This window comes from Aquilutibacter rugosus (assembly GCF_036541335.1).
GTDB lineage: Bacteria > Pseudomonadota > Gammaproteobacteria > Xanthomonadales > Xanthomonadaceae > Aquilutibacter > Aquilutibacter rugosus.
The window spans coordinates 803,548-827,657 of record NZ_JAZHBO010000002.1; the positions used below are offsets into that span (position 1 = coordinate 803,548).

General features: G+C 57.5%; 25 protein-coding genes, 1 tRNA gene and 1 pseudogene. 11 read left to right on the forward strand and 16 right to left on the reverse strand.

Features of this window, described 5'->3' with window-relative positions; genetic code table 11:
• The first annotated feature begins 66 nt into the window (after positions 1-66).
• Positions 67-279, forward strand: coding sequence for a hypothetical protein (locus tag V3390_RS09070; protein WP_331704163.1), 213 nt, complete (start codon positions 67-69; stop codon positions 277-279).
• On the opposite strand, the gene V3390_RS09075 is transcribed toward V3390_RS09070, so the two are convergent.
• A complete protein-coding gene (locus V3390_RS09075; RefSeq protein WP_331704164.1) occupies positions 280-471 on the reverse strand; it encodes a site-specific integrase in 192 nt (63 codons plus the stop codon).
• Positions 472-710: 239 nt separating this feature from the next.
• Here V3390_RS09075 and V3390_RS09080 point away from each other — a divergent pair, with 239 nt between their 5' ends.
• Positions 711-1,223, forward strand: coding sequence for a hypothetical protein (locus V3390_RS09080; RefSeq protein WP_331704165.1), 513 nt, complete (start codon positions 711-713; stop codon positions 1,221-1,223).
• 403 nt (positions 1,224-1,626) lie between these two features.
• Here V3390_RS09080 and V3390_RS09085 read toward each other — a convergent pair whose 3' ends face one another.
• On the reverse strand, positions 1,627-2,202 hold the full coding sequence (locus tag V3390_RS09085) for a site-specific integrase (RefSeq protein WP_331704166.1): 576 nt from the start codon (positions 2,200-2,202) through the stop codon (positions 1,627-1,629).
• Positions 2,203-2,280: 78 nt separating this feature from the next.
• Here V3390_RS09085 and V3390_RS09090 point away from each other — a divergent pair, with 78 nt between their 5' ends.
• From V3390_RS09090 to V3390_RS09100, 3 genes and pseudogenes are all read left to right on the forward strand, one after another.
• Positions 2,281-2,595, forward strand: coding sequence for a transposase (locus tag V3390_RS09090; RefSeq protein ID WP_331704167.1), 315 nt, complete (start codon positions 2,281-2,283; stop codon positions 2,593-2,595).
• Positions 2,592-3,413, forward strand: coding sequence for an IS3 family transposase (locus V3390_RS09095; protein WP_331704168.1), 822 nt, complete (start codon positions 2,592-2,594; stop codon positions 3,411-3,413). The genes V3390_RS09090 and V3390_RS09095 overlap by 4 nt, the downstream gene beginning before the upstream one ends.
• Positions 3,414-3,434: 21 nt before the next feature.
• Positions 3,435-3,698 (forward strand): annotated as a pseudogene (locus V3390_RS09100) (integrase core domain-containing protein); the annotation flags it as partial.
• Between the two features lie 161 nt (positions 3,699-3,859).
• Here the strand turns inward: V3390_RS09100 and V3390_RS09105 are convergent.
• The 3 genes from V3390_RS09105 to V3390_RS09115 all read right to left on the reverse strand — a co-directional run bounded on the left by V3390_RS09105 (position 3,860) and on the right by V3390_RS09115 (position 5,973).
• Positions 3,860-4,675, reverse strand: a complete 816-nt coding sequence (locus V3390_RS09105; protein WP_331704169.1) for a class I SAM-dependent methyltransferase — start codon at positions 4,673-4,675, stop codon at positions 3,860-3,862.
• Positions 4,676-4,706: 31 nt separating this feature from the next.
• Positions 4,707-5,684, reverse strand: a complete 978-nt coding sequence (locus tag V3390_RS09110; RefSeq protein ID WP_331704170.1) for a hypothetical protein — start codon at positions 5,682-5,684, stop codon at positions 4,707-4,709.
• 213 nt (positions 5,685-5,897) lie between these two features.
• A tRNA-Phe gene (locus V3390_RS09115) sits at positions 5,898-5,973 on the reverse strand.
• Positions 5,974-6,162: 189 nt separating this feature from the next.
• Here V3390_RS09115 and V3390_RS09120 point away from each other — a divergent pair.
• On the forward strand, positions 6,163-6,612 hold the full coding sequence (locus V3390_RS09120) for a DUF6491 family protein (RefSeq protein WP_331704171.1): 450 nt from the start codon (positions 6,163-6,165) through the stop codon (positions 6,610-6,612).
• Between the two features lie 39 nt (positions 6,613-6,651).
• Entirely contained in the window at positions 6,652-7,086 is a 435-nt protein-coding gene (locus tag V3390_RS09125) for a DUF6491 family protein (RefSeq protein ID WP_331704172.1), read from the forward strand.
• Between the two features lie 67 nt (positions 7,087-7,153).
• Here the strand turns inward: V3390_RS09125 and V3390_RS09130 are convergent, their stop codons facing one another.
• A complete protein-coding gene (locus V3390_RS09130; protein ID WP_331704173.1) occupies positions 7,154-7,894 on the reverse strand; it encodes a DUF2800 domain-containing protein in 741 nt (246 codons plus the stop codon).
• 45 nt (positions 7,895-7,939) lie between these two features.
• Between V3390_RS09130 and V3390_RS09135 the strand changes: the two genes are divergently transcribed.
• The 4 genes from V3390_RS09135 to dxs all read left to right on the forward strand — a co-directional run bounded on the left by V3390_RS09135 (position 7,940) and on the right by dxs (position 12,976).
• Positions 7,940-8,410, forward strand: coding sequence for a hypothetical protein (locus V3390_RS09135; RefSeq protein ID WP_331704174.1), 471 nt, complete (start codon positions 7,940-7,942; stop codon positions 8,408-8,410).
• A 72-nt stretch (positions 8,411-8,482) separates the two neighbouring features.
• Positions 8,483-10,279, forward strand: a complete 1,797-nt coding sequence (locus V3390_RS09140) for an acyl-CoA dehydrogenase C-terminal domain-containing protein (protein ID WP_331704175.1) — start codon at positions 8,483-8,485, stop codon at positions 10,277-10,279.
• Between the two features lie 46 nt (positions 10,280-10,325).
• Entirely contained in the window at positions 10,326-11,021 is a 696-nt protein-coding gene (locus V3390_RS09145) for an HNH endonuclease (protein WP_331689940.1), read from the forward strand.
• A gap of 68 nt (positions 11,022-11,089) precedes the next feature.
• On the forward strand, positions 11,090-12,976 hold the full coding sequence (dxs, locus tag V3390_RS09150; RefSeq protein ID WP_331704176.1) for a 1-deoxy-D-xylulose-5-phosphate synthase: 1,887 nt from the start codon (positions 11,090-11,092) through the stop codon (positions 12,974-12,976).
• Here dxs and V3390_RS09155 read toward each other — a convergent pair.
• The 10 genes from V3390_RS09155 to V3390_RS09200 form a co-directional block, all read right to left on the reverse strand.
• Positions 12,973-13,851: a DUF2608 domain-containing protein gene (locus tag V3390_RS09155; protein WP_331689938.1), complete on the reverse strand. Its 879-nt coding sequence runs from the start codon at positions 13,849-13,851 to the stop codon at positions 12,973-12,975. The two genes, dxs and V3390_RS09155, sit on opposite strands and share 4 nt — an antisense overlap.
• Positions 13,852-14,298: 447 nt before the next feature.
• Complete coding sequence (locus V3390_RS09160) at positions 14,299-15,882, reverse strand: glycosyl hydrolase family 28-related protein (RefSeq protein WP_331704177.1); 1,584 nt, start codon at positions 15,880-15,882, stop codon at positions 14,299-14,301.
• 192 nt (positions 15,883-16,074) lie between these two features.
• Complete coding sequence (locus V3390_RS09165) at positions 16,075-17,691, reverse strand: hypothetical protein (protein ID WP_331704178.1); 1,617 nt, start codon at positions 17,689-17,691, stop codon at positions 16,075-16,077.
• A complete protein-coding gene (locus tag V3390_RS09170; protein WP_331704179.1) occupies positions 17,691-19,406 on the reverse strand; it encodes a hypothetical protein in 1,716 nt (571 codons plus the stop codon). Before V3390_RS09170 ends, V3390_RS09165 begins: the two co-directional genes overlap by 1 nt.
• Positions 19,407-20,318 carry a hypothetical protein gene (locus V3390_RS09175; RefSeq protein WP_331704180.1) on the reverse strand — a complete coding sequence of 304 codons (912 nt, stop codon included), beginning with the start codon at positions 20,316-20,318 and terminating at the stop codon, positions 19,407-19,409.
• On the reverse strand, positions 20,319-20,759 hold the full coding sequence (locus V3390_RS09180; protein WP_331704181.1) for a GNAT family N-acetyltransferase: 441 nt from the start codon (positions 20,757-20,759) through the stop codon (positions 20,319-20,321).
• Complete coding sequence (locus tag V3390_RS09185; RefSeq protein WP_331704182.1) at positions 20,756-21,856, reverse strand: hypothetical protein; 1,101 nt, start codon at positions 21,854-21,856, stop codon at positions 20,756-20,758. Before V3390_RS09185 ends, V3390_RS09180 begins: the two co-directional genes overlap by 4 nt.
• Positions 21,853-23,247 carry a hypothetical protein gene (locus V3390_RS09190; RefSeq protein WP_331704183.1) on the reverse strand — a complete coding sequence of 465 codons (1,395 nt, stop codon included), beginning with the start codon at positions 23,245-23,247 and terminating at the stop codon, positions 21,853-21,855. The genes V3390_RS09185 and V3390_RS09190 overlap by 4 nt, the downstream gene beginning before the upstream one ends.
• Complete coding sequence (locus V3390_RS09195; RefSeq protein ID WP_484463099.1) at positions 23,244-23,807, reverse strand: phage adaptor protein; 564 nt, start codon at positions 23,805-23,807, stop codon at positions 23,244-23,246. The genes V3390_RS09190 and V3390_RS09195 overlap by 4 nt, the downstream gene beginning before the upstream one ends.
• Positions 23,804-24,106, reverse strand: a complete 303-nt coding sequence (locus tag V3390_RS09200) for a hypothetical protein (RefSeq protein WP_331704185.1) — start codon at positions 24,104-24,106, stop codon at positions 23,804-23,806. The genes V3390_RS09195 and V3390_RS09200 overlap by 4 nt, the downstream gene beginning before the upstream one ends.
• Between the last annotated feature and the right edge of the window lie 4 nt (positions 24,107-24,110).

The window sequence follows — 24,110 nt, forward strand, 5'->3', positions numbered from 1 at the left end:
TTTTGCTGATCGTGAAAAAATTCGCCTTATGATGGGGACTACTCCGCCGATTAATCGATTTGAAAAATGCAAAAGATCATCACCATTGAAAACGAATTTGGCGACACGGTTGAAATCGTACAAGTTAGAGGGGGACGCATCAACACTGATTCGCTTGATGGTTCCGGCGATGTCATGTATCGCTATGCATACTTCACCAAAGACGGCCAAGAGTGCGAGCAAATGCTGAACGAGATGGATGTGCCCGGATTTGGACTAGTGCGGATTCCGCGGGTATGATTACTTAACCGGCTTCACGCGCGAGACTTTGTGGCGGTAACGGGCTGTCATTTGCTCGGTTTTATGCCCTGCACCTTCGCGGGCGTCTGCCAGCGTGCCTTCGGTGTCACTGATGCCGCGGTGCTTGAGGCCGTGGAGTTTGAAGCGGTCTTCGGGCTCGAGGTAGCCGGAGCGGAGGATGTTGCCCCACATGCGGTTCCAGGCACTGTCGGTCGCGCTTTTGCAAATTTGGTCACCTGTGGTGGTAGTCACTCATCACAGCAAAATGCACTTGATCACTACAAACGGTTAAACATGGCAACAGTAGTAACATCACACACATTTTTTTACAGATCGCCGATTAACATGTAATCTGCATCACAGTTTCGTTGAGAAAGAAAGTTCAATACTGTTGAGGAATTCGGTTTGAATTCAACAATAGGAGTTGTGTCGTGAAAGTGCATTTCTGTGCCGCATTATCAATCTCACTGTTAACGCCCACAATTTTGTTTGCCCAAGAGCCACCTCCAAGGCCGCCTGAAATCTCTACGAATCAGCCTAATCTTGCGTGTAAGGCGGCTGCTCAGTTCGCTACTGCTGCGATGGCGTATCTCGTTGCAAGAAAATTTTTAGGCGAGCCGTTAAGCTCCGCATTGGGCGCGGCGGCGGCCGGTATGACGGCGGTCGCAACGGGAGTAGGCGCTGAAGCAGGCGCAATAAAATGTCAAACACAGCTGGAATGGATGAACTATAGCCAACGTACGTCCTGGTATAACAAGAATAAGTTATTAAAGGATTGGGAGCGGGATTGCGATCTCGGCCCTTGTGGTCCCATGCCAGTTTCCCGAAACCCAGGAATGGGGATATCAGCCGACGACTTGCACTTCTTGCTGGTTAATTACAACAGTCAGCGCAACGAGTGGCTTAATGCGCATCAAGTTGGCGATGACCGAAGTGAACAATAGGCATTGAAAATGAGAATCGAACATTCTCGGGCGTTGCGGTCGCTAAGCGCATTTGCAATCTGTTTAGCTACCGCAACCGTCGCAATGGACTTGCTGTCACTCATTGGGATCGCGTTACCGTACCCCAATTTAACGAAGTACCCGATTTCTATATTTTGTCTTCTCGCAACTTACATCAAGACGCCGCATGACGAGTAGCCGATTGGGTTCGACACAAATTCCCTGGGAACATCGTCGATAGCTCGCATGAAGTATATGACTACTTATTCGTCGATTGGCACCGCGCTGTCTAGTCAGCTGCTCACCACTCCGGCTAATAACCCACATTTCTTCCCACGTGGAATGACGCGAATGACTTCCTGATCCTGATCAGGCAGTTCAGACACTTCTCATTTATTGGGTTTCACTTAACCGGCTTCACGCGCGAGACTTTGTGGCGGTAGCGGACCGTCATTTGCTCGGTCTTGTGGCCGGATGCTTCGCGGGCGTCGGCCAGCGTGCCTTCGGTGTCACTGATGCCGCGGTGCTTGAGTCCGTGGAGCTTGAAGCGGTCTTCCGGCTCAAGATAGCCGGACTGGAGGATGTTTGACCACATGCGATTCCAGGCGCTGTCGATGGCGCCCTTGCTGATTGCCTCGCCGGTGGTGCTGACAATCAACGGCCGACGGGTCGCACGCATTGGGATTGCTCGGCCGTGCCGCTCCCAGATGGCCTTGCGTTGCGCCCGCAATTCGATAACGGCCGCTTCCAGGCGCGGCGAAAATTCGGTGAAATTATCATCGGATCCTTTGAGGCGCCGGCAGTAAATCCCGTCGTCCCGGATATCCGCGTCATTGATGTCGGCAACTTCGGATCCGCGCATGCGGCACAAGTAGGCGATCTCGAGCGCTGCCCACAGATACGATGGCACCGTGTTGACCTCACCCTTGCGGGGGCGACGGCCGTTGCTGCGGGCGTGTGTCTTGGCCCACAGAATCACCGCATCATGCGCCTCGTGGGTTGTAATGACCCACTGAAATCCTGCTCAGGTATTACATTAACCTGAGGAGAGTTTGAAATGAATGTTGTCATGAACGAAGAAGTGAAGCGCTGGACCGCAAAGCGCAAGTCCGCGTTGGTTCTGGAGATCATCCAGGGGAAGACCACGGTCTCGGAAGCGAGCCGCCAGTTTGATCTGCAGCCGTCGGAGATTGAGGATTGGCTTGATCAGGGAAAGGCCGGCATGGAGAATGCATTGCGGGCCAAGCCGGAGGATGTGCGCGAACAGTACGAGCGTCAGCTGCGTGATTTGCAGGAAGCGTACGGCGAGGCAATGCTGGAGATCCGCGCGCGAAGAAAGTTGCAATCCCTGCTGGGGATCGACGAGCCATGATCGTCGAGGTCCAGCAGGGACTGAAGTCAGATGGTTACAGCGTGAGCATCAGCAAGCTGTGCCGCTGGTTTGACGTGCCACGGCGCACGCAGTACTACCGTCCCGTCAAATCCGCGCCTAAGGTTCAGGCCCGCTTTGCGGAGGCCATCAAGGCACTCATCGAAGCCGAACCTTCGTTCGGCTGCCGCACCGTTGCCGGTCTCTTGGATTTCAACAAGAATACGGTTCAGCGCATTTTCCGGATCAACGGCTGGCAAGTCATCAAGCGTGCGGTCGGAAAGCGCCCGCGCATTGAAGCGATTCCCAGTAAGGCGACACGCCCAGACGAACGCTGGGCGATGGATCTGTGCCGCGTCTGGGGTGGCGTCGATGGCTGGCTGACATTGGCTCTGGTGATCGACTGCCACACGCGTGAACTGTTGGGCTGGCATCTCTCAAAGAGCGGCAAGGCGGCAACGGCAATGGCCGCCCTGGAGCAGGCACTCATCGCGCGTTACGGCTGCCTGGGCCGGGTACCCGAACCGTTCCTTCTTCGCTCGGACAACGGGCTGGTCTTCACGAGCCGGAAGTACACACAGCTGGTACGCAGCTACGGTCTGCGACAGGAGTTCATCACACCGCACTGCCCACAGCAAAACGGCATGGTGGAACGTGTCATCCGCACCCTGAAGGAACAATGTGTCCATCGGCACCGCTTCGAAAACCTGAAGCACGCCAGCCGAATCATTGCGGACTGGATCCAGTTCTACAATCACAAAAGGCCACATCAGTCGCTGGGAATGAAAACCCCGGCACAGATGTTTAAATTAGCAGCATGAGTTGAGCAGGATCCGCTGGGGCATTACAGCGCCGCATTGCATCAATGGGCATCAAAGCACGGTATTCGCATCGAATTTATCCAGCCCGGCAATCCCCAACAGAACGCCTACATCGAGCGATTCAACCGCACGGTTCGCTACGATCTGCTCGCGGCCAACGGCTTTGAAAGCATCGAAGACAGCCAGTCCAAAGCAACTCCGTGGCTGTGGATTTACAATAACATCCGACCCAACATGTCTCTTGGAGGCATTACGCCAAGGCAGAAGATCGCTTTGGCGGCTTAACTCCACTTTTGACGCCAGCTAAAAATGGGGGCATTACCTTCCGACCGGGCTCGTTGTTTGGTCAAATTTTCACCATCTCAAAAACGCAAAAGCCCTGAGAAATCAGGCTTTAGTATGGCGACCAGGAAGGATTCGATTGCCCGCCCGGCGATTCTAAATTGTTAGGCACTTCGACGTTTCAGCACCACCGCATCCTGATGATTCTGTATACCTCCTACTTGATAATCAACGATTTCAAAATAGTCTGCCCATCTGTTACGAACATAATTCTCACTGTGGAATGTCGTCTGATAGAAGTCGGGCAATCCGTCTAGCTTAAGGAGCCCGATTCGGTCTGTCCGAAACAGAATTCCCTTGGTCCTAATCGCTTCGAGCTCCGAGGATGTACAAGTTGACCTCGCTAGTTCGCCATGTACTGTTGCAACTAAATACCCATTCGGTCTTAGAATGCGTTGAAGTTCTTTAAGCCACTGAAACTGCAGTTGCTCATCGAGATGAGTAAACAAGGATACTGTGTATATAAGATCAAAACTTTGAGAGTCGAAATGAGTTGGCGGCAAGACCTCGTTTGAGCTGAATTTAATCTCATCATTGAAACGAACTTGTGCCCATGATATGGCTTCGACATCGATATCAGTAGCAAAAAACTTAGCGTTCGGAAATCGTTGTGACAAGAATCCAGCAACTCGTCCTGGTCCGCTTGCAAAATCGAGGATGCGCGAATTGGAAATGTCTATTCTGTTGCTCTCCAGAATCTTGACAATGTCATTCGTAATTGAAACTCCGTTTGCGGTATAACTTGCTGCATCCAACGCCTTGTGAACTCGAAAGCGAAGATTCGGCGGAGGTAGTTCTAGATACTCATCGGACGACCAATATTTTTGATCAGCCCTTCGGACTTCTTGTCGGAACCTTACATAGCGAACAACGCCCACTGCCCAATACAGCGGGGTAATTCTTCTAAACAGTAGACGCAACGAATTTCTCAAGTCAAGGATGCGCCGAAAATCACAAATCACCCCAATCGGAAATTGCCGAGCTCGCCTGAGAGATTACGGTAGCAATCGTAGATGGAGTGCCAACAACTAAGAGTTTACGAGCGTGATGACGATCAAAATCTGCAATCTCACCACCTGAGTCAATCGTCAATGCAAGCATCGAAAGTGGGTATTTTGCACCAGCTCTGCGGCTAAATATATTAATTGTCTCTTTGTTGGAATACAGCCCAATGCAATTCGTCTGCGACAAGGTACACATCATTATCAACTTACCTTGTGTATATTGATTAGGTCCGATTGGCCATTTCCTGACGTCATTTGTCGGTGCACCATTTACAACGACATTAAAGGGAACAATGGTACTCCCATCAACGCTTGAATAAGCATAGGGCATGACATTCAACATTGGAAAGATGACCGGAGCTTCAGACTGCCCCTTTTGGACGATCTCCGCACCTTGCTGACGGGTGTAATACAAATCGAGAACCATTAGTTCTTTGGGTAAACTAACCGCATCGCCCAGAGTCGCACCAAATTCAAACTGAAATGGTAAGACTACACCACCAACGGAAGCGCAGGATGTTGACTCAGCATAGTCTCTCGGAGCGACATTAAACATCACTCCGTTCTGCGCATTCAATTGTAAGTCCGATGGGCTCCAGTTGCTAGAAAATGACAGCACTTGTGACGGATGTTGACGGCAATCACCAGCTTGCGTTGGATTGTACGCATTTCCTGCCGAACTCCGTGCCGTCATTTGAAATCCCGCGCCGACATTATCGTATTTCATGACTGCGGTCCCGAGAATTCTAATTTCAGAGATCATCGGAACACCGTTTGCGTTTGAATCGAAAGCAATTACACCATTATTTTTAGTCGTTACCTGTGCACCCGCATTTGCCGCAAATAGAAATGAAATTACAGAGATCACACATTTTAGATTTTTGTTAAGCTTGAAATTCTCCAACAAAAAAATGTAAATCGGCAAGCAGTCAAAGACTTTTTTGACAATACGACATTACACCCACTCCAGTTACTACACAACTTTCGTTTCCCGCGACTCAACTCACCCTTGCAACTTGGATTATTTACGGACGAGTTTTATTCCGAATTTTATTCCGAATTTTATTCTGCGCCAGTAAGCGTTCAAATCTTTGCCACCGCAGAAACGAAAAAACCCTGAAGATTCAGGGCTTTAAGATGGTGGCCGGGGAGGGAATCGAACCCCCGACACGGGGATTTTCAATCCCCTGCTCTACCAACTGAGCTACCCGGCCATTACGTGAGCCCACCATTTTAGCAAGGCTTTCGGCGCCGTGCAAGATAGTCAGAGCATTTTTGTAGTCATGAGCCACCCCGCATTCGGACAGCTCAACGGACATTAAACAAAATTCTAATACCGCGCCAATTTGGCTGCCAAGCCGGAAAATCTGGTCCATAGTGGATGCGAATCAGGAGAATCCGATATGAAAACCCCGACCTTGCTGATAGCCTCCGGGCTCGCCCTTGCCTTGACCGCCTGTGCGACGACCGCCGCTGGTGTGCCGCGCGAACAAGCCGAAGCTCAGACACTGCAAGCCTATCGCGACGCTGCGGGCGATCCCGTGAATCACTTCAACCTAGTCAACCGGTCACTGCATTCATGGGTCTCGTTCGGCACAGAACAGCTGGTGCTATACACCACGCCCTCGCGCGCTTTCCTGGTGCAGGTTGCACAATGCCCCGGGCTGGACTTTGCGCAAGCGATCCGAGTGACCGATTCCATGGGTCAGGTCCAGCGGAATTTCAGCAGGGTCTATGCGCTGGACAATAGCCCCATTGCAGAAATCGGCTGCCCGATTACCTCGATTCAACCCGTGAACATGGAAAAGTTCCGCCAGTTGCAGGCCCCGTTCCGCAACGCACGACCGGAATAACACCAACCATCAATACGAACTACTTCAGGAGTACTTACCTTGTCCACTACAACCAAAATCGCAATGTTCTGCGGTGCCATGCTAATGGCATCCGTCACGATGGCCTCGCCGCAGAAGACACCCGACCAGCTCGCCAACGATCTCGTCGCTGTGCAGACCGCAAGCGGCGCACCCGTCCCGCAATTCAGTAAGATCTCGATGGGCACGACCAAATGGGAACCCATTGATAACGAACATTTGCTGGTCTACACCCGCCACGCGACGGCCTATTTGCTCGACCTTGATGCCCATTGCGAAGGCCTGATCAACGCTCAAGGCGTCTCAGTCGGAGGCCTGTCTCGCACAGTGTATTCGGGTACGGACACCGTGCACGTGACTGGCCCCTCGAATCCTGGTGGCATCAGTTGCCGAATCGTTGAGATTCGTCCGGTCGACACCGCCAAACTGAAATCATTGCGAACTGCCAGCAAGTAAACGCACTACTTGCGCTGATACTCATCAGACCGAGACCGCCAGCCGGCGAACTGCACGCGGCTGGCGGCTACCAGGCCGGACAACCGCCACGAGCGGGACACCAACGGCATTGCCGTTCACCGCGCCGCAGGAATCGAGACGACCAGGTCTGCGCATCCATACTGCCCGCGTGAATCAGAGCATCGTGTGCCAACTGGGCACCACGACGAATTGGCATCAACGACGAGTGCAACTGCGAACGGGTCAGCGCGTAGGGTTGCACTTGCGTAGTCACCCGCGGTTGCACGATATGCAGATCCACATGCGAGATCTCCCGACCGACGCTTTCTAACGCATGCGCAAAGCCGGCGGCATAAAGTGTCAGTTGCTTGTTACGCATTGCACTGACCGGACCGCGCCCGAATTTGGCATCAATGATGTGCAGATGCGTGCCATCGAGACGGACCGCATCACAGGTGCCGAACGCAAGTTGATGATCCAACCCAAGCGGCGTGGCGTAGTTGATTTTCTGCTCAATCAGCAGATGCCCGCCGAGCGAGCGCACATGGTCCAGATAGGTTTGCACCCAATCGACATGTTCAGCGGTTACCGCAGAGCCTTGAAATAGCACGCCCAATTTGGGGTCATCATCATTGCGCAGACAATGTTCGGCAAGCGTATGCAGCCGACTGCCTTCTTCGGCGGCGGCTGATTTGCGATCGGGAATGTCCTTGCAGAGATGAATGGTGCCCGGACAGGCGAGCCAACGTTCCGCGGCACTCGCACTGAACAGTGAATGTTCCATCGCCACATTGTAGCGAACCGTCATCGATCATGGGATCATCGAAGGCCAGACCCCACCGGAACTGCCATCATGCGCATTGCCCTACTTGCTGCCACAGCCGCCATCGCCATGCTGACCTCGTGCTCGACGGGCCCGGTCCGTCGCGTCTCGGAGCCGGCAGCGAGCCTGCAACAGCTGCAAGTCCGACCGGATGGCAACTGGTCAGTCGATCTGCGCCTGCACAATTACAGCTCGATCCCTATGCAGTTCAAGCGCGTGCAATTGCAGATGTCGGTCGATGGCCAGCCGGCTGCCAACCTGGACACGGTGGCCAACCTGCAGATCGGCCCCGAGTCGCCCGACCTGATCAAACTCACCGTGACCCCGACCCTGGCCGGCAAGATTGCCGTCGCCGACAGTCTGACCCGCAAAGTGATCTTTAATTTCCGCCTGCAGGGAACAGTGATGGCGGCTCCCGAAAAGGCCGGCGAGCGCTCGTTCAAGATCAACTCGACCGGCTCGCTCTCCCCCGCCCCCGGGCTGGACGGCGTCCTCCGCTAACCCCGGTTTCAAACAACTGTTTTATTTCTAGGGCATACTGAAGGGCCATCCCAACACACGGAATTGCGCCCCATGAGTACCTATCGCGTCAACCTTAAAGACATGCAGTTCGTCTTGTTTGATGTACTCAAGGCGGACACGCAGTTTGCTGCGCTTGGCCTCGCCGATGCGAACCGCGAACTGATCTCTGCCGTACTCGAGGAATCCGCGCGCTTCTGCGAAACGCAACTGGCGCCACTGAATGCAGTCGGTGATCGCGAAGGCTGCACCTTCGTTGCGGAGACTAATGATGTGCGCACGCCGGCCGGCTTCAAGCAGGCCTACGACCAGTACGTAGATATGGGTTGGCCGAGCCTGGTGTCGCCGCCGGAGTATGGCGGTCAAGGCCTGCCGGAAACCGTCGGCATCGCCGTGAAGGAAATGATCAATGCATCGAACCTGGCGTGGGGCAATTTTCCACTGCTCTCACACGGTGCCACCAATGCCATCGAACATCACGGCAGCGACTGGCAGAAGCAAGTGGTGCTGCCGCATCTGATCAACGGCTCGTGGACCGGCACCATGTGCCTGACCGAACCGCAATGCGGCACCGACCTGGGTCTCATCAAAACGCGCGCCGTGCCGAATGCAGACGGCACCTACGCCATCACCGGCACCAAGATCTTCATTACCGCCGGCGAGCACGATCTGGCAGAAAACATCATCCATCTGGTATTGGCCAAGCTTCCGGATGCGCCCGAAGGCAGCAAGGGCATCTCCCTGTTCCTGGTTCCTAAATTCAATATTGACGCCGAAGGCCAACTCGTCGACCGCAACCATGTCAAATGCGGTTCGATTGAACACAAGATGGGCATCCATGGATCGGCCACTTGCGTGATGAACTTTGACGATGCCAAGGGCTATCTGGTCGGCCAAGCCAACAAGGGTCTGATGGCCATGTTCACCATGATGAACTCCGCGCGTCTGGGTGTGGGTCTGCAAGGCCTTGGTTTGAGTGATCGCGCCACGCAGAATGCATTGCGCTATGCGCGCGAACGTCTGCAGATGCGTGCAGCCAATCAGCCGGCCCGTCCGGACAAACCGGCCGATCCGATCATCGTGCATCCCGACGTGCGTCGCATGTTGCTCACCAATAAAGCACTGGTCGAAGGCGGCCGCATGCTGCTGTACAGTGCCGGCCTGCACGCAGATTCCTCGAGCTACGGTAAAGATGCAGCCGCTGCCGCCACCGACAATGCCGTCGTCGGCTACCTGACACCGATCGCCAAAGCCTGCATGACCGAGTGGAGCATCGAGTGCACTTACAACGCGATGCAGTGTCTCGGTGGCCATGGCTACATCGCCGAGCATGGACTCGAACAACTGGCCCGCGACGCTCGCATCACCACCTTGTACGAAGGCACCACCGGCATCCAGGCTCTCGACCTGCTGGGGCGAAAAGTGCTGCAACTCAAGGGCGAAGGCATGCAGGCCTTTGGCGCGCATCTTCTGCAACTGGTGACCGACTGCATGGCCGTGCCGCAATTGGCTTCGCATGCACAGGAACTCGGCAAGGCCGCACAGGAGCTGCAGGAGCTGACTCTGCACATTGCGCAGGCCGTACAGAAGGACGGCAACGAGGTCGGCGCCGCCGCCTATGACTATCTGATGTATTCGGGCTATGTGGTGTTGGGTTACTGGTGGTTGCGAGCAGCCAAGACCGTGCTCGATGGCGGCATCACGGCGGACGCGGAATTCAGTGCGGCCAAACTGGAAACGGCCGACTTCTACTTCGCACGCCTGTTCCCGCGGACACGGACGCATGCAGCGGCCATTCGCAGCGGCGCAGCCCCCTTAATGACCATGCCCGAATCGCATTTCGATGCCTGACCGGCGTTACACCATTTTGTAAAAAAAGTCATGTTATAGTCGGCCCATGGAGACCGACTACGCAAGACTGCGTGACGAACCCTCCGGAACGCCGAGTTGCGACTCGGCACCGGACTTCGGTCCCGACTTCGCTGCAATCGGCGACAAGGTCCACCCTTCCAACATACGACGCACGCCGCAACTGCTGGCGCTCGATGCGCATGGCCGTGTATTGAACTGGATCAGCTGGCAGGATGCGGCATGCCTCTATTCGCGCGAGGCCATCGCCTGGACCTTAGGCGAACCGTGCATTGAACTGCGCGGTGGCATCTCGCGTGAACACGGTGAACGCAGCACGCTGGCGCTGCATCCCATCATTGCCTCGCGCGGTCATGTGCGTGCCAAGGGTTGGGACCCGACTCCCAACCTGACCAATACGGCGTTGTTCGCACGTGATTTGCAGCTGTGCATGTACTGCGGTGAGCACAAGCCACGCGGACAGCTCACCCGTGACCACGTGCATCCGGTGTCCAAGGGCGGCCTGGATATCTGGGAAAATGTCGTAGCCGCCTGTATTCACTGCAATTCGCGCAAGGGCAACCGCACTCCCGCGCAGGCCCACATGCCATTGCTGGCCATTCCGTATCGGCCGTCGTGGGTCGAACATCTGATCCTGTCCAACCGCAATATCCTGGCCGATCAGATGGAGTTTCTCAGGGCGCAATTGCCCAAGGATGCACGGCTCCGCAACTTGCGGGTCTAGGCCCTGCCCGGCACAAGCGCAGCGGCGTTTCACGCTAAAATGGGTGAGTGAACGCCAACTCCGCACCAATGACCGATTCCGAACTGTTTCCGCGCCTGTCGCGCATCCATGTCCCCGCTGATTTGCGCCAAGTCCCCGAGGACGAATTGCCGGAAGTCGCCTCGGAGTTGCGCCGCTATCTGATCCAGGAAGTCTCCAAGGTCGGGGGCCACTTCGGCGCCGGCCTGGGCGTGATCGAGTTGACGGTCTCGCTGCATTGGTTGTTCGAAACGCCGCATGATCGCCTGGTCTGGGATGTCGGACATCAGACCTACCCGCACAAGATTCTGACCGGACGTCGTGACACTATTGCTACCGTCAAGCAAAAAGACGGGGTCGCACCGTTTCCCAAGCGCGAGGAATCCGAGTACGACACCTTTGGCGTCGGCCACTCTTCCACTTCAATTTCCGCAGCGCTAGGCATGGCCATTGCACTGCAGGCGCAGAACGATCCGCGCCATGTGGTGGCCATCATCGGCGACGGTGCAATGACCGGCGGTATGGCCTTCGAAGCGTTGGCTCACGGCGGTGGCCTCGCCGATGACCCGGACCGGCAGGAGCCAAATCTGCTGGTCATCGTCAATGACAACCAGATGTCCATCTCCGAGAACGTCGGTGGTGTTACCAAAATGCTGGGCAAGCTGACCAGCTCGGTCACGCTCAACAAGCTGCGTGATGGCGCCAAGCAATTGCTGGGCGACAAGCACACCGGACCGGCTAAGGTCGTCAAACGCTGGGAAGAACACTGGAAGGGTACGTTTCTGCCCTCGACCATGTTCGAACAGATGGGCTTTCATTACACCGGCCCGATTGACGGTCACGACCTGCCTGCCCTGCTAAAGGCATTGAAGCTGCTGAAGGATCGCAAAGGTCCGCAGGTGCTGCACATCATGACCACCAAGGGCAAGGGCTACGAGCTCGCCGAGGGTGATCAGATCGGCTATCACGCGGTGTCACCGTTTGATCCGGCGCAAGGCATGGTGGCCAAAGTCGGCGGCGTCAAAAAGCCAACCTACACCGATGTGTTCGGCGACTGGATCTGCGACATGGCCAAGTCCGATCCAAAGCTGATCGGCATCACACCCGCGATGCGCGAGGGCTCCGGCCTGGTCCGTTTCAGCAAGGAATATCCGCAACGCTACTACGACGTGGCCATTGCCGAGCAACACGCCGTCACGCTCGCCGCCGGTATGGCCTGCGAAGGCATGAAACCTGTCGTCGCGATCTACTCGACCTTCTTACAGCGTGGCTACGATCAGCTGGTGCACGATGTCGCGATTCAGAACCTGGACGTGATGTTTGCCATTGACCGCGCGGGCGTGGTCGGTCCCGATGGCGCGACCCATGCGGGCAATCTGGATATCTCCTTCCTGCGTTGCGTGCCGAACATGGTGCTGGCCGTGCCGTCGGACGAGAACGAATGCCGTCAGTTGCTGACCACCTGTTACCGTCACGAAGGCCCTACCGCCGTCCGCTATCCGCGCGGCACCGGCCCGGGCGCTGTCATCTCCGAGTCGCTGGACACCTTGCCCGTTGGCAAGGGCGAGGTCCGTCGCCAAGGACAGGACATTGCGCTGCTGGTGTTTGGCACACCGCTGGCCGCCGCTATGCAAGTGGCCGCCGAGTGCAACGCCACGGTCGCCAACATGCGCTTCGCCAAGCCGCTAGATCGCGATCTGATTCTCGAGCTGGCCGCCACGCACCGCGTGCTGGTCACTGTTGAGGACAATGTTGTGGCCGGTGGTGCCGGTTCCGGCGTGGCCGAGCTGCTGAGCGCTGCGGGCGTCGATACGCGCGTAGTGCATTTGGGCCTGCCCGATGCCTTCCAGCATCATGGCACGCGTGAACAGCTACTCGCCGAAGCCGGCATTGACGCCGACGGCATCCGCATGGCGCTCGCTACGCTACGCGCTTAGTAGGCGCAGCGTCCCGCCTGCAATTCTTCGTAACGGCCGGGAAACACTTCCTTGAGATAGCTGCGACTTTGCTCGTAGTCGTTCTCGGCCTGCTCTGCCAGCTCCGGATTAATCGGCTGCGGCTTGTCGATGCGAACGTAGTGAAAGCCATAGTACGGCACGCGCGCAGCAGCCAGGGCATTGCGCATGTTGTCGATGTTGGCTTTGCCGTCATCCACCAGCACGACACGATCAAAGCGGTCGCGTAGCTGCAGGCGATCCAGCAGATGCAGCAGCATCACGCCCTTATCCTGACCCGAAGTCATAAACACGCCGCGGAAATAACTGAGCGTGGAATGACGAGAGCCATCGGCACTTTGCCAGTCCCAGATCCTGCCTTCGGCACTGCCGTCCAATGCGCTTGGAAAGCTGTAGCCGTTACGATGCAGTTCGCGCTCCGTGGCACCGCGATAATTGCCGCCACGCGAGGTCAGAAACAGTTTGGGCTGCGACACGGCATTGAAAATGGCCGGCGCATCGGCCTGCGTCGGTTTCATGGTCTGCGCTTCGTAGTTCAATGCAATGTAATCGAACTTGCATTTGACCTGCTGCTCGTTAGGCAGGTCTTTGGCCTTTTGCCATTCGTACCAGTAATCGGAACCGAAGAACTGCTCCGCCGTCAGCAATGTGTCATCAATATCAAACACGAACAAGGTGCGCTGATCATGCTGTGCTGCAAAGTCACTGACCGCCGTCATGTCGTCAATGTCGGTTACCACTGAAGGGACAGTCGCATTTGCAGTCGGAGCAGTCGCGGCGGGAATCAACGGGGCGCTGACACACGCCGTCAGCATCAGTCCGGCAACAAACGCCGGAAGCCATTTAATGGATTTCATTGCAATAAGATAGGCGCATGGACGCCGCCGATAAAGAGCTCGGCAGTGCAATGATTAAAAGGATCCCCGTAAAGAATTGGTCGGGACGGCCGGATTTGAACCGACGACCACTTGTCCCCCAGACAGGCCATCAATACGGCGGTTCGGTGGCTTAGTGTAGATGAATCGAGTGCTCGGATCGTTCTATTATGCCCGTTAGTCTGGTGACTAAATCCCCGCAAATAGCCGTTAGCTTTATGGCTAATAATAGAACCTCATGATGCGCGGAATAGACTTTCCGTAGCAAGTCCCCCACCCGCCCGCCGTGGGGAGGCGGACTTACGGCGGGTGGGGAAACTCAGGTTAGTTGTTGGTGGGGTTGGTGTCTGTCAGATTAGTCTGATTTACGTGTCGGACGTCGCCCTTGCAGCGGTAAACGCATTTGTCGCCGCGGGAGTTGAGGTTGCGTTAGTTCCCGACGTAGAATCGGATGCCGTCCAGTGATGGGTTGTTGCCTGCCGCGACGACTGGAAGAACGTTGCCGTCTGGATGCACTTCAATTCGTGACGCACCGTTACTCGACTCGGCTGCAAACACCGCAATCGTTGGGGGGCGATAGGGCGCAGGCAATGTGAACAGTGCATCCGGAACCGCCCCGCCGAGAAGCATCCCACGCAGATGCACCCACCCGTTCTCGTCCTTCATGTAGCCAACCGCCGTGTAGCTAGTCTGTTGCCCCCATGAGTTCAGGTATGTCGGCGTAATCCACGGCTGACCGCCGAGCGTCCCCGTGCCCGTCTTTTGGTTTAACCCAACCGTGAACCCTTCCAGTGTTGCGGAGTCGAACACGACGGCTTGGTTGTAAATGGTGTTATGGCGGAACCGTCCGCCCTTGATGTTGGCAATGGTCGCGGTGAACCCGCCATTGGTTGCGTGCCCAAGTGCAATCCAGTTGGCTTCGATAATGATGCCTGTGCAGGTTCCGCCGAAGAAGAAGCACGCATCGTCGTGATACTCGAAATAGTTGCCGGTAATTTCAACCGAGTTGCACGAATGCAACTGGATATTAACGTTGCAGTATTCGAAGTCGTTGTCCTTGATGCCGATATTGTCGGAAGCCGCGGAAATGTTGATTGCGTGACCGCCGTTCATCACGCCGCAGGTGAAGAATCCGCAGCGCTCAACCATGAGGTTGTGACATGACGTGGATGAATAAATGCCGTAGCTGTAACACACATCGAACACGCAGCTAATCACTTCGACCGCATAACTCAATGTCATATCAATGCCGGTGACGTTGTTCTGGAACGTGCAACGCTCGATAATTACGCCATTGCCATTGGTCAGTTTGATTCCGTTGCTTGGCCATGCATACCCGCCGGGAATGAACAGGTCACGGAAAATCACACCCGCAGAGGTCACGTCGAATGTCGAACCCATATCAATCGCAATCTTTGTGGCTTGCGCACCCGCACCTTGAATTTCAATCGGCGCAGTCACGAGAATGGAGTCGCGGATGCGGTAATCGCCGTTCGGAATGAACAGCCGTGCGCCGTTCGATGATCCCGGAGTCAGCGATTGCACATAATTCACAGCTGCTTGAATGGCTGCCGTGTCATCGGTGATGCCGTCGCCCTTTGCGCCGAAGTCCTTAACGGAAATGGTTTCGCGGGCTTTGTCCAGCAAATCCCGCCCAACCGCCCCCGCCCCCGCCTGCTTGAACCCCACCATCTCCGCACCCTTGCCCGCGTCGGTGGAAGCGAGGTCGGCAAGGCCATTGCTTGCGGCAACATCAGGTTGCGTGTACACCAGCGCACCGTCGGCGCTTTCCAGCTTGAAGTCATAGACCAGCGCGGGGTCCAAGAACAGGACCGCTTCACCGCGACTGTTCAGCACGATCGGGTTCGGATTGGGTGACGAGGCGGCGCGGTTGGAATACGTCGCCTGCGGCGTGGTCGTGCCTGCGGCGTAGGTGTACAGCTTTCCACCAGCCAAGGGGACGCCTGAGTTGTTGAAGAACTGCTGTTTCGGAGAGGGGGCGAGGTCGGCCACTTTGATTCCTTCAAAAGAAAACCCCGCAAGTGCGGGGTCTGGTGTGCTGCAAAACGGGTGTAGGATGGGACTGATTAACTTCGGAGTCCGTATATGGACTTAACAACACTGCTCGGCATCATGCTTGCGCCGCTGGTATTCAAACTGGCCGATACCTACTCACCGAGCCAGGTGTTTGGGGGCTTGTGGCGCTTACTCTTGCGGCTCGTCAGCCCAAGGCATTAACGGCATGGTTGCCACGCCCATTGGCACGGATGCGTAACGACTGAGAGCTCCGAGACCTTCACTGGCCTGTTGCCGCCATGCGCCGGGATTCTCGCGGAGCATGAACCGGGCCAGTGCGTTGGAGTTTGCGGCGCGTCCAATGGTTGCACCTGCGGCGGCACCTTGAAGGAGCATCGGAATCCCGCCTGCGAGTCCAAGCGGACCGCCGACAGCCAGCATCGTCATCAGACGTTGCGCCGTGCCGCTGTCTGGGATCGGGTCTTTCAAAACAACCTGTCCGATTTTTGCCAACTCACGCATTTCAGGCGTTGCGCCGTACTTGCCGTTTGACAGGTTCCACAGCGACGCCGGACGGACATTACCCTTTGCGCCTTCGACTTGTGCGAGTGCCTTTTCCGTCAATTTGAGATTACGGTACTGCCCGCGCAGGGTCGCCAGCGCAGCCGCATCGTCGCCGCCCACGGCTCCATCGGCGATGTTATCCAATGCGCTTCGGACGCCACGCACCGCTTCACCAAGTGCGCCCCCATTGGTTTCAGCTCGCAGAAGTTGGGACCGCAATGCCTGGTACTTCGGACCGGACAGCACGCCGTTCTCAGCGGTGTTGATGATGGAATCAAGCTGCCTTGACAGCACATCGCCCTGATCGGCGGTCAGGATATCCAGCCCCTGCTGCTTGGCAGTCCCAAGTTGGGACATTGCTTCAGGTGACAGGGGGATATTGTTTCGGGAATAGATGTCGTCATAGCCCGCGCCGATGCGCGACTTTGCGCCGAGGATTAAGTCATCACTGATATTGTCCGCGCTTTCACCAAACGTCTCCGTAACCGCGCGGTTAAACGCGCCCTGCTGCGCCGCTGCCTTCCCGCTTGCGCCACTGAATGGAAGGTGCTTTGAGATAGAGCCTGCCACTTTTGCAAGCGGTGCGTCCGACACCTGAGCTGCCGTGACAGGGATGCCACGCTCAATGGCCCGCTTTGCCAGTTGGCGGTTTGTAGCGGGCACAGCCTGAGCCGCCGCGCGAGCCCCGCTGCCGCCGATTGCGCTTGCCAGGCCGTGACCAACGCCCGCCGCAGCGCCACCCCATGCGGCGTTTTGCGCACGCGATTCGCCGTCATGAATTGGCTGCAAGCCACCCGCGACAGCACCGACGCCGACATTGGCAATGGCTTGACTGGCTTTTTGCCCGGCCTTACCAATCGCGCCAATCTTACCAATCGCGCCACCGGGAGCCGCCCATGTCAGCGCGTCTCCCACAACACCGCCGACCTTACCTGCCGTTCCCAGTCCTTCGGATTCGGCATCCAGACGGTCCATTTCACGCTGCGTCCACTCGGGTGCGATGCCCAGCATTTGCGCCGCACCGACAATCGGCTTGCCGACAGCGTTGGACGCACCAGCGATAAACCGCTGCGGGGCGCTCATGCGCTGGGCTTTCTGTTTGACGACCTGCTTACGCGTCGCCTTCACGTCCTTGGTGTGCGGCGTCTGGCCCGACTGGAAGCCCGAGAGGTTCGGGCGCTCCGACTTGTTGGCGTACTCGCTCCACGGTCCGTCTTGATACTCTTCCCACGGCTTCGCCATTAGATTTTGCTCCAGCTTTTCGGGTTAGCGGGATTGCCGCCGTTGAATCGGTAGCCGTTCTTCACAGTGCCAACCGCAGGCGTTCCACGGCTTGCGCCACCGCCTGAGCCTTGGGGTTGCGGCGCAGCCTGCCCGCCGCCAATCCGCGCATCATCTTCACGGATCTGCGTCGCATACTGCCGCGCAAGGTCTGCCACAAATGCCCGCAGTTGTTTCATCGTTGCCTTGTTGACTTCGGGAGCCATTTCAAGTGACGGGAACTTCATGCCTGCAATTCGCGCTTCCATATCGGACTGCGAACCCATGCCGGGAACGCGGGTCAGTGACAGCAGGGTTTCTTGGATGCCATTCACTGCCGAGACCAATTCCTGCCCCTGCGGGGTTCGGCTCGTCACGTGCTGATCGAGAGGTCCGGTGTTCACTAATGCACCGTCCAGTTTGTCCAGTGCCGCGTCAATGCGGGTCAGCCCACGCACTGCGTTTTGCAGCAACGGGACCTTTGCCTTGCGTGCCACGGCGTCCTTCCGTTCGCCTGCCGACATTAGCGGGAGCCCTGATGCGTTACCGCCGGCTGTGGAACGTGCGCCACCGGGCTTGTTCGCAGGGCCACCGGGGATTGGCTCAAGCGCCGTTCCCGTTGCGTTCCAGCGGTAGCCAGACGGTGCACCCTTGGGCTTGTCGATTGCGGCTTTGGTGGGCTTCACGCCCATTTGCGGACCTTGTACGCGCGGAGCAACACCGACGGAGCCTTGGGTGGATGCGACCACGTTGCCACCGAATGGAACCTTTGGCGTGATGTGAATATGCGGACCACTCCACACAGCTTGACCCGGTGGGCGTGTTCGTTCGTCGCGGATATTGAACCGCCCGTCTGCGCGATAGGCTGCAATGATGCGTTCCTGTTGTTCAGACGTTTCACGGCCCATGCCCACGTCAAACGCGCCCGTTGGTCCATTATGGACGGAGTTGGTGTTGTGCCCCGCTTCGTCCATGCCGCCAGTGATGCGACCGCCGACAGTCTTTGCAACGTCATTTACTGCGCCTGCAAACGCTTGACGGCTGTGACCTGACCAATCACCCTTCGGAGCACTCGGCACCCCCGCCGAAACGCTTGGATCACCATAATTCGGGCGGCTGTACTGTCCAGTGCGCGGATCGAAGATCATCTCAACGGAACTGCCATCGGACTGCGGCACCAGACGCGGCTGCAAGTTGGTGGGCTTGTCCTTCACGCCGCCGTACACCTTTTCCGTGCCGTCATCCATGATGGCGACCATCTTGCCGTCGGCGTTGGTGTAGGTGAACTTCGGCGCAGCCGCCTTCTTCCGCGAAGCCACAATCTGCGACGCCATCTCCGCAACTTCGGGCGTGTATTCGTCGGGCAGCTGGTAGCCGAAGTGCTGATTGGTTGCCTTGAAGCTTGCATACAACTGCGGGCGCATCGCTTCGGGTGCGTTGACCAGCATTTCAGCGCCTTTGACGAGATTCTCTTCGCGCTGCGAATTGAGCTTGCCTGCGCCGTCCTGCAATGTTATGCCGAACTGGGGATCAATGCCCATTGCTTCGGCAATGTAGCCCTGCTGGTTCGCCTGCGGTGAGCTGAATACCGTACTGGCAAGGCTTGCGAGTTTGCTGTGCTTGGCTTGGGCTTCACGGTCCTGTCGGATCTTCTGCCCGTCGGCATATCCGGCGGTAAACTTTTCGTAGATGGACATTTAGAAGTACTCCGGTTGCTTGCCGAATCCGCCGAACTGCCCCAGTGCCATGCCACCAAAACCCGCAATGTCGCCCCACATGGACTGCTTCGCCTGCGCCTTGGCGTTGATACCGCTGACTCGCGCATTGGCAAGATTGCCGATTGTGTTGCCGACCTGCGTGCCGTAGTTCTGCGCGTACTGCGCGTTCTGGTTCGTAGCGGTCTGGCCCATTCCTGCCAGTGCTGCAAGGCGGTTCATGTGGCTGCCGTATTGCTGGTCTGCCACGCCTTGGCCGTATTTGGTCAAGGCTTTAGCTGCCGCGCCTGAAAAGAGTCCGCCGCGTGCCGTGGCAGACGCGTCCAGTGCCCGCTGGCCCTCGCCGAACGCGAACTCATAGCCCGGTGTAGCCCGCAGCTTGTCCGTGACCTGTTGGCCCGTGTAGCCCGCCAGAGTGGATGGCTGGGCTGCGCCTGAAGCCACCGCGCTTGGATTCCACGCACGGCCCTCGGACTGGCCGTATTGCTGGAAGTGAGCCAACGGGTTCTGTGCAAAGTAGGCGTCCTGCGCCACATCGGGATTGGCAGCCAGGTACGCACGGCCTGCAAAGTCGTTGGTGCCGCCGACAGGTGTGCCCTGCTCATAGCCCATTTGCAGCGGATTGGTTGACTGCGCCGCATAGTTCTGTGTGTCCAGACCGAGCATCCGCATGTATTCCTGCTGACCTGTCAGTCCGCCTTGGCGGAACGGTTCGTTGTCGGCGCGTTGCTGCTCATAGATGTACTTGCTGAGCGCGTTTTGCTCACGCGCTGACTGTTCGCTTGCGGCGGTTGCTTGATTGGCGGCCTTGCTTGCCGACCTGCCAGCCATTGCCGATGCGCCTGCACCGATAAGGCTGGAACCGATGATTGCGGCAGTTGTTCCAATCGCCATTTAGATCACCTTGAAGTATGAAGTTTCGGAATGTCGGTAGCCCAGACGCTGGTAAAGCAGTCCAGCCTGTTTGGGTGATGTGGCGAGGTGCATCATCTGGATGGATGTGCAGCCCTTTTGCTTGCACGCGGGTTCAACGGCGCGTAGGAGTTCAATGCCGACGCCGTTTGAACGCGCCGATTCCTCCACCCACCACACGATTTCCGTGGCGAAGGTCTGCGATGGAGAGAACAGAAACGGCGACACCATTAGGCCGACCATGCCTACAGGTTGGCCGTCCTGCTCCGCAATCAGCAGTACGTGGTCCACCAATCCGGCGACCAAATGCGTCATGGCGGTTTCGTCAAAAGGTGCGAAGTTTGCATAGTCTGTCGTGGCGTAAAACTTTCGTGCCATGTCAACGATTGCCCCAACATCGTCAAGCGTTGCGGCGCGGATCATGCACGCTCCAATGTAATCACTACGTCGGCATAGGCCGTCGCCCCGGTCGAATCCGTGGCCGTGAAGCGCCACGTCTGTTCGCGGTAGTAGTAATGCCCTGAACTGGTGAATCGGTCCGTATTGGCTGACACGAAGCCAATGGTGAAGTCCGTGCCGCCATATGCGTCAATGCGCGACCAGTTTTCGGTGTACGGCCCCGTGCCCCCGGATACAGCAGTGGTAACGAGCACTTCCGGGGTATCGGGGTTGATGACGTAGGCATTATCGAAAATCGGCGTCAGGGTGACCGTCACGCCTGCTGCCATCGTGCGCGTCAAGGTGATGTTGACGGTTGCCTGCGCGACCTTGGACGCGGAATCGGTCACCGTGCAGCGCCACCGTTGCGTTGTATTGAACGCCGTATCGCCGCTGGGAATATCGAAGGTCGGATTGCTGGCCGTTGCAGACGAGATCTGAAAACTGGTGCCGCCCGCGTCATCCCGCGCCCATGCATAGGTGAAGGGGCCTGTTCCGCCGTTGACCGTTGCCGTCACCACCACGCTGGGCGCATTGGGCGTTCCCGCATAGGCAATGCTGGCCGTTGCCGGACTGGGGGCCAGTGACACGCCCATGCCGGGGGATTGGGTCACGGACAGATACCACGTCACGCCGCCGTTGGTGGTTTGCAGGGTCACAAGGTCCACGGAGCCAATCTGCGGTGTCGGCACATAGGGCACGCCTGAAACGGGGCTCACGTTGGCGGGGAATGCAATCGTCTTACTGCCGCCCCATTGTTCGATCTCAATCGTGAGGGTTGCTGCCGTGGGAACGTTGGCAAACGACACACCCGTGACATTCTGGGCCAGTGTCAGGCGGTGCTTTTGAAATGCGGCGTTGATGGTGATGCCGCCGCCGTCGATATCCAATTCCTGTGGCTGATTGGCGGCAGTTTGCACAGCCGTCACGGATTCCTGAATCTCAGCCAGCGTGGGGCCTTGCACGCCCCCCAGCGTGTTCGCGTTCTCGGTCATGTACCGATACCAGACGGGGTTCATCTTGCCGTCCTTGCCGACCACGGGGACGTGTGCCGGCGGGAGCCAGTCTCGAACCGATTTCACTTGCTGCAAACCTCGGCTTGAAAGGTGACTTCACGGAGACAGATCGGAACCGCTGCCGTGGTGCGGATGCGGTAATCGCGGGAGCGGGCCGTACCCAGCCGCCACCAGACAATGCGCGACAGGTATTCGCCGATCTTGCCCAGGGAGCGCGAATGCTCCGAGCTCCACGTGCGCCCGCCGTCATTGCTCCAGGACAGCCAGACCTGGGGATCGGTCCAGTCGCTGGGCTGCACCCCGTCCAGGCCGATGCCGTTTTCGGCCAGCAGCTCCAGACGATGGTGCACCATGCGGCGGTTTTCGGCATCGAATTGCCGCCACGTGCGTTCGCGGTAGATTTGCTCCGAGCCGTCTAGGTAGTGCGTCATGTCCAGCGCGTACAGGCGGCCATCTTCCCAGTCGCCGACAATGTGCTGCCCGGCGAACAGCGCGTGATGCTCCGCACGGTCGCGCTTGAGAGCGCCCGTAAACGGGTCACGGTAGGCGCGTTGGTGCCATGCTTGGGTGTTGATGTCGTACGCCCACGTTGCTTCGTCAAAGTTGAAGCAGACGAAATGATGGCCGTCTTGCTGATAGGTGTACGCCGTGCACGATTCTGGATTTGCATAGCCGCCAATTGCCAGCTCGATCGCGTGAGTTGAAATGCGGACGGGCGTGTAGCCGTCGGCGCGGTACACCACGCCCTGCCCCTTGTCGTTGCGCCCCAGCCAAAACACGGAGTTGTCCTGCTTGACGGCAGACTTCGGGGCCAGAATGCCTTGCTCGATGAACGTCGTTCGCGTGAACGGCAGATCGGGATCGGTGCCGACCTGAGCAACCTCAATCGTGGATTCGCCCATCAGCCACAGTTCGCGGTGATCGGCCAGCGTGGACAGGATCTTGTCGGGACTGCCCTCGGCGGATGCAAAGGCCAGCGCGTCGATGTTGCCGAAGTTCGCCACGCTGGTCCAGACGTAAGTGCCGTTGTCGGCTGCCGCGACGCCGTAGTTGTCGATAAACGTCACGTCACAGGTCGCGGGAGCCAGCGCCGTGGTGGAGACCGTACCGGTTGGCAGGTCAATCACGGTCCAGCCATCGGGGTGCGCAATCACGACCTGCGAGTTATTGAACGCCATGCCGACTGCGCCGCTGTTGCTGGGCAAGGTGGCCAGCGTCGTGGCAGCAAAGGCCGCCGTAAGCCGCACCACGGCATTGCCTGCCACGCAGTACAGGTGCGGACCCACGGCCAGCAGGCCGCGAATCGGGCCGCCTAAAGTCGCCAGCAGGCGCTTACCGGGCGTGCCGTAGAACGCGCCACCCGTCTCCGACACTTCGGGATACAGGTTCACGCACGTCTGCGATGCCAGCGGCAAGCTGCGGACCGCATACGCTTGGCCGAGAAAGTTCGATTTCACCGTGAGCGAATCCGTAGCGGGGTGCCATTCGTAACGGCCAGCCGCTCCATGCGCTTGGCCTGCTGCAATTGCGTGGCGTAGGCTGCCGTCCACACGTCCAGTTGCGGCAAGCCCATGTGCATGGCGGCGGACAGCACGGTGGCGTACAGGTACAGCTCACGGTGACGCATGAATGTGGGATGCAAGACGGTGATTAGGTCTGCGGGCCGCGCATAGTAGGTGATTGAGACAGGCCCCGTACCGCTCACCAACAAATTGTTGCCCAGTTGGGTGCAGAACTTTTCGGACTCGTTCAGGCGCTCATGGCCGACAAACTCAAGCCGCCGTCCGTCCTGATGGATCACGCACAGTTCGAGCAGGTCGTCGGGCAGTCCGATTTGTCCGTTAATGGGCGTGGCGGCGAAGCCTTGCATCATCAAGCTGGAACGAAAATCGGACACCACGCGCGACTCACCCATGCGGATGAACTCATCCAGCGCGGCCACGCTCAAGGAACTGGCAGCCGTGTCGTCGCCATCAATCAGGCGAAGCACGGAAGATCGGAACTCGGTATAGGTCACAGCTTGCCCTGCCAAATGCGGAATGCCGCGTTATCGGGATCTTCGATGAAGCGATTGGTCAGTTCGGGGTTGCGCATGAAGTCACCCCAGGACACGCCGTGCCTGTCGCACCACGCGATGATGACCCAGCCCGGTGCGCTCATGCACCATTTGTCGTCCTTGCCTTCGCCCGCGCCAATGGAGCGCAGGTCGGCACAGTGGTTTTTCACCAAATCAATGTCAGATCGCTTGGCTTCGTGAAAAATCACTTCCTTACCATCGACGGTTTCGGCGTATGAAGTGGTCAGTGGATTGCTCATGGTT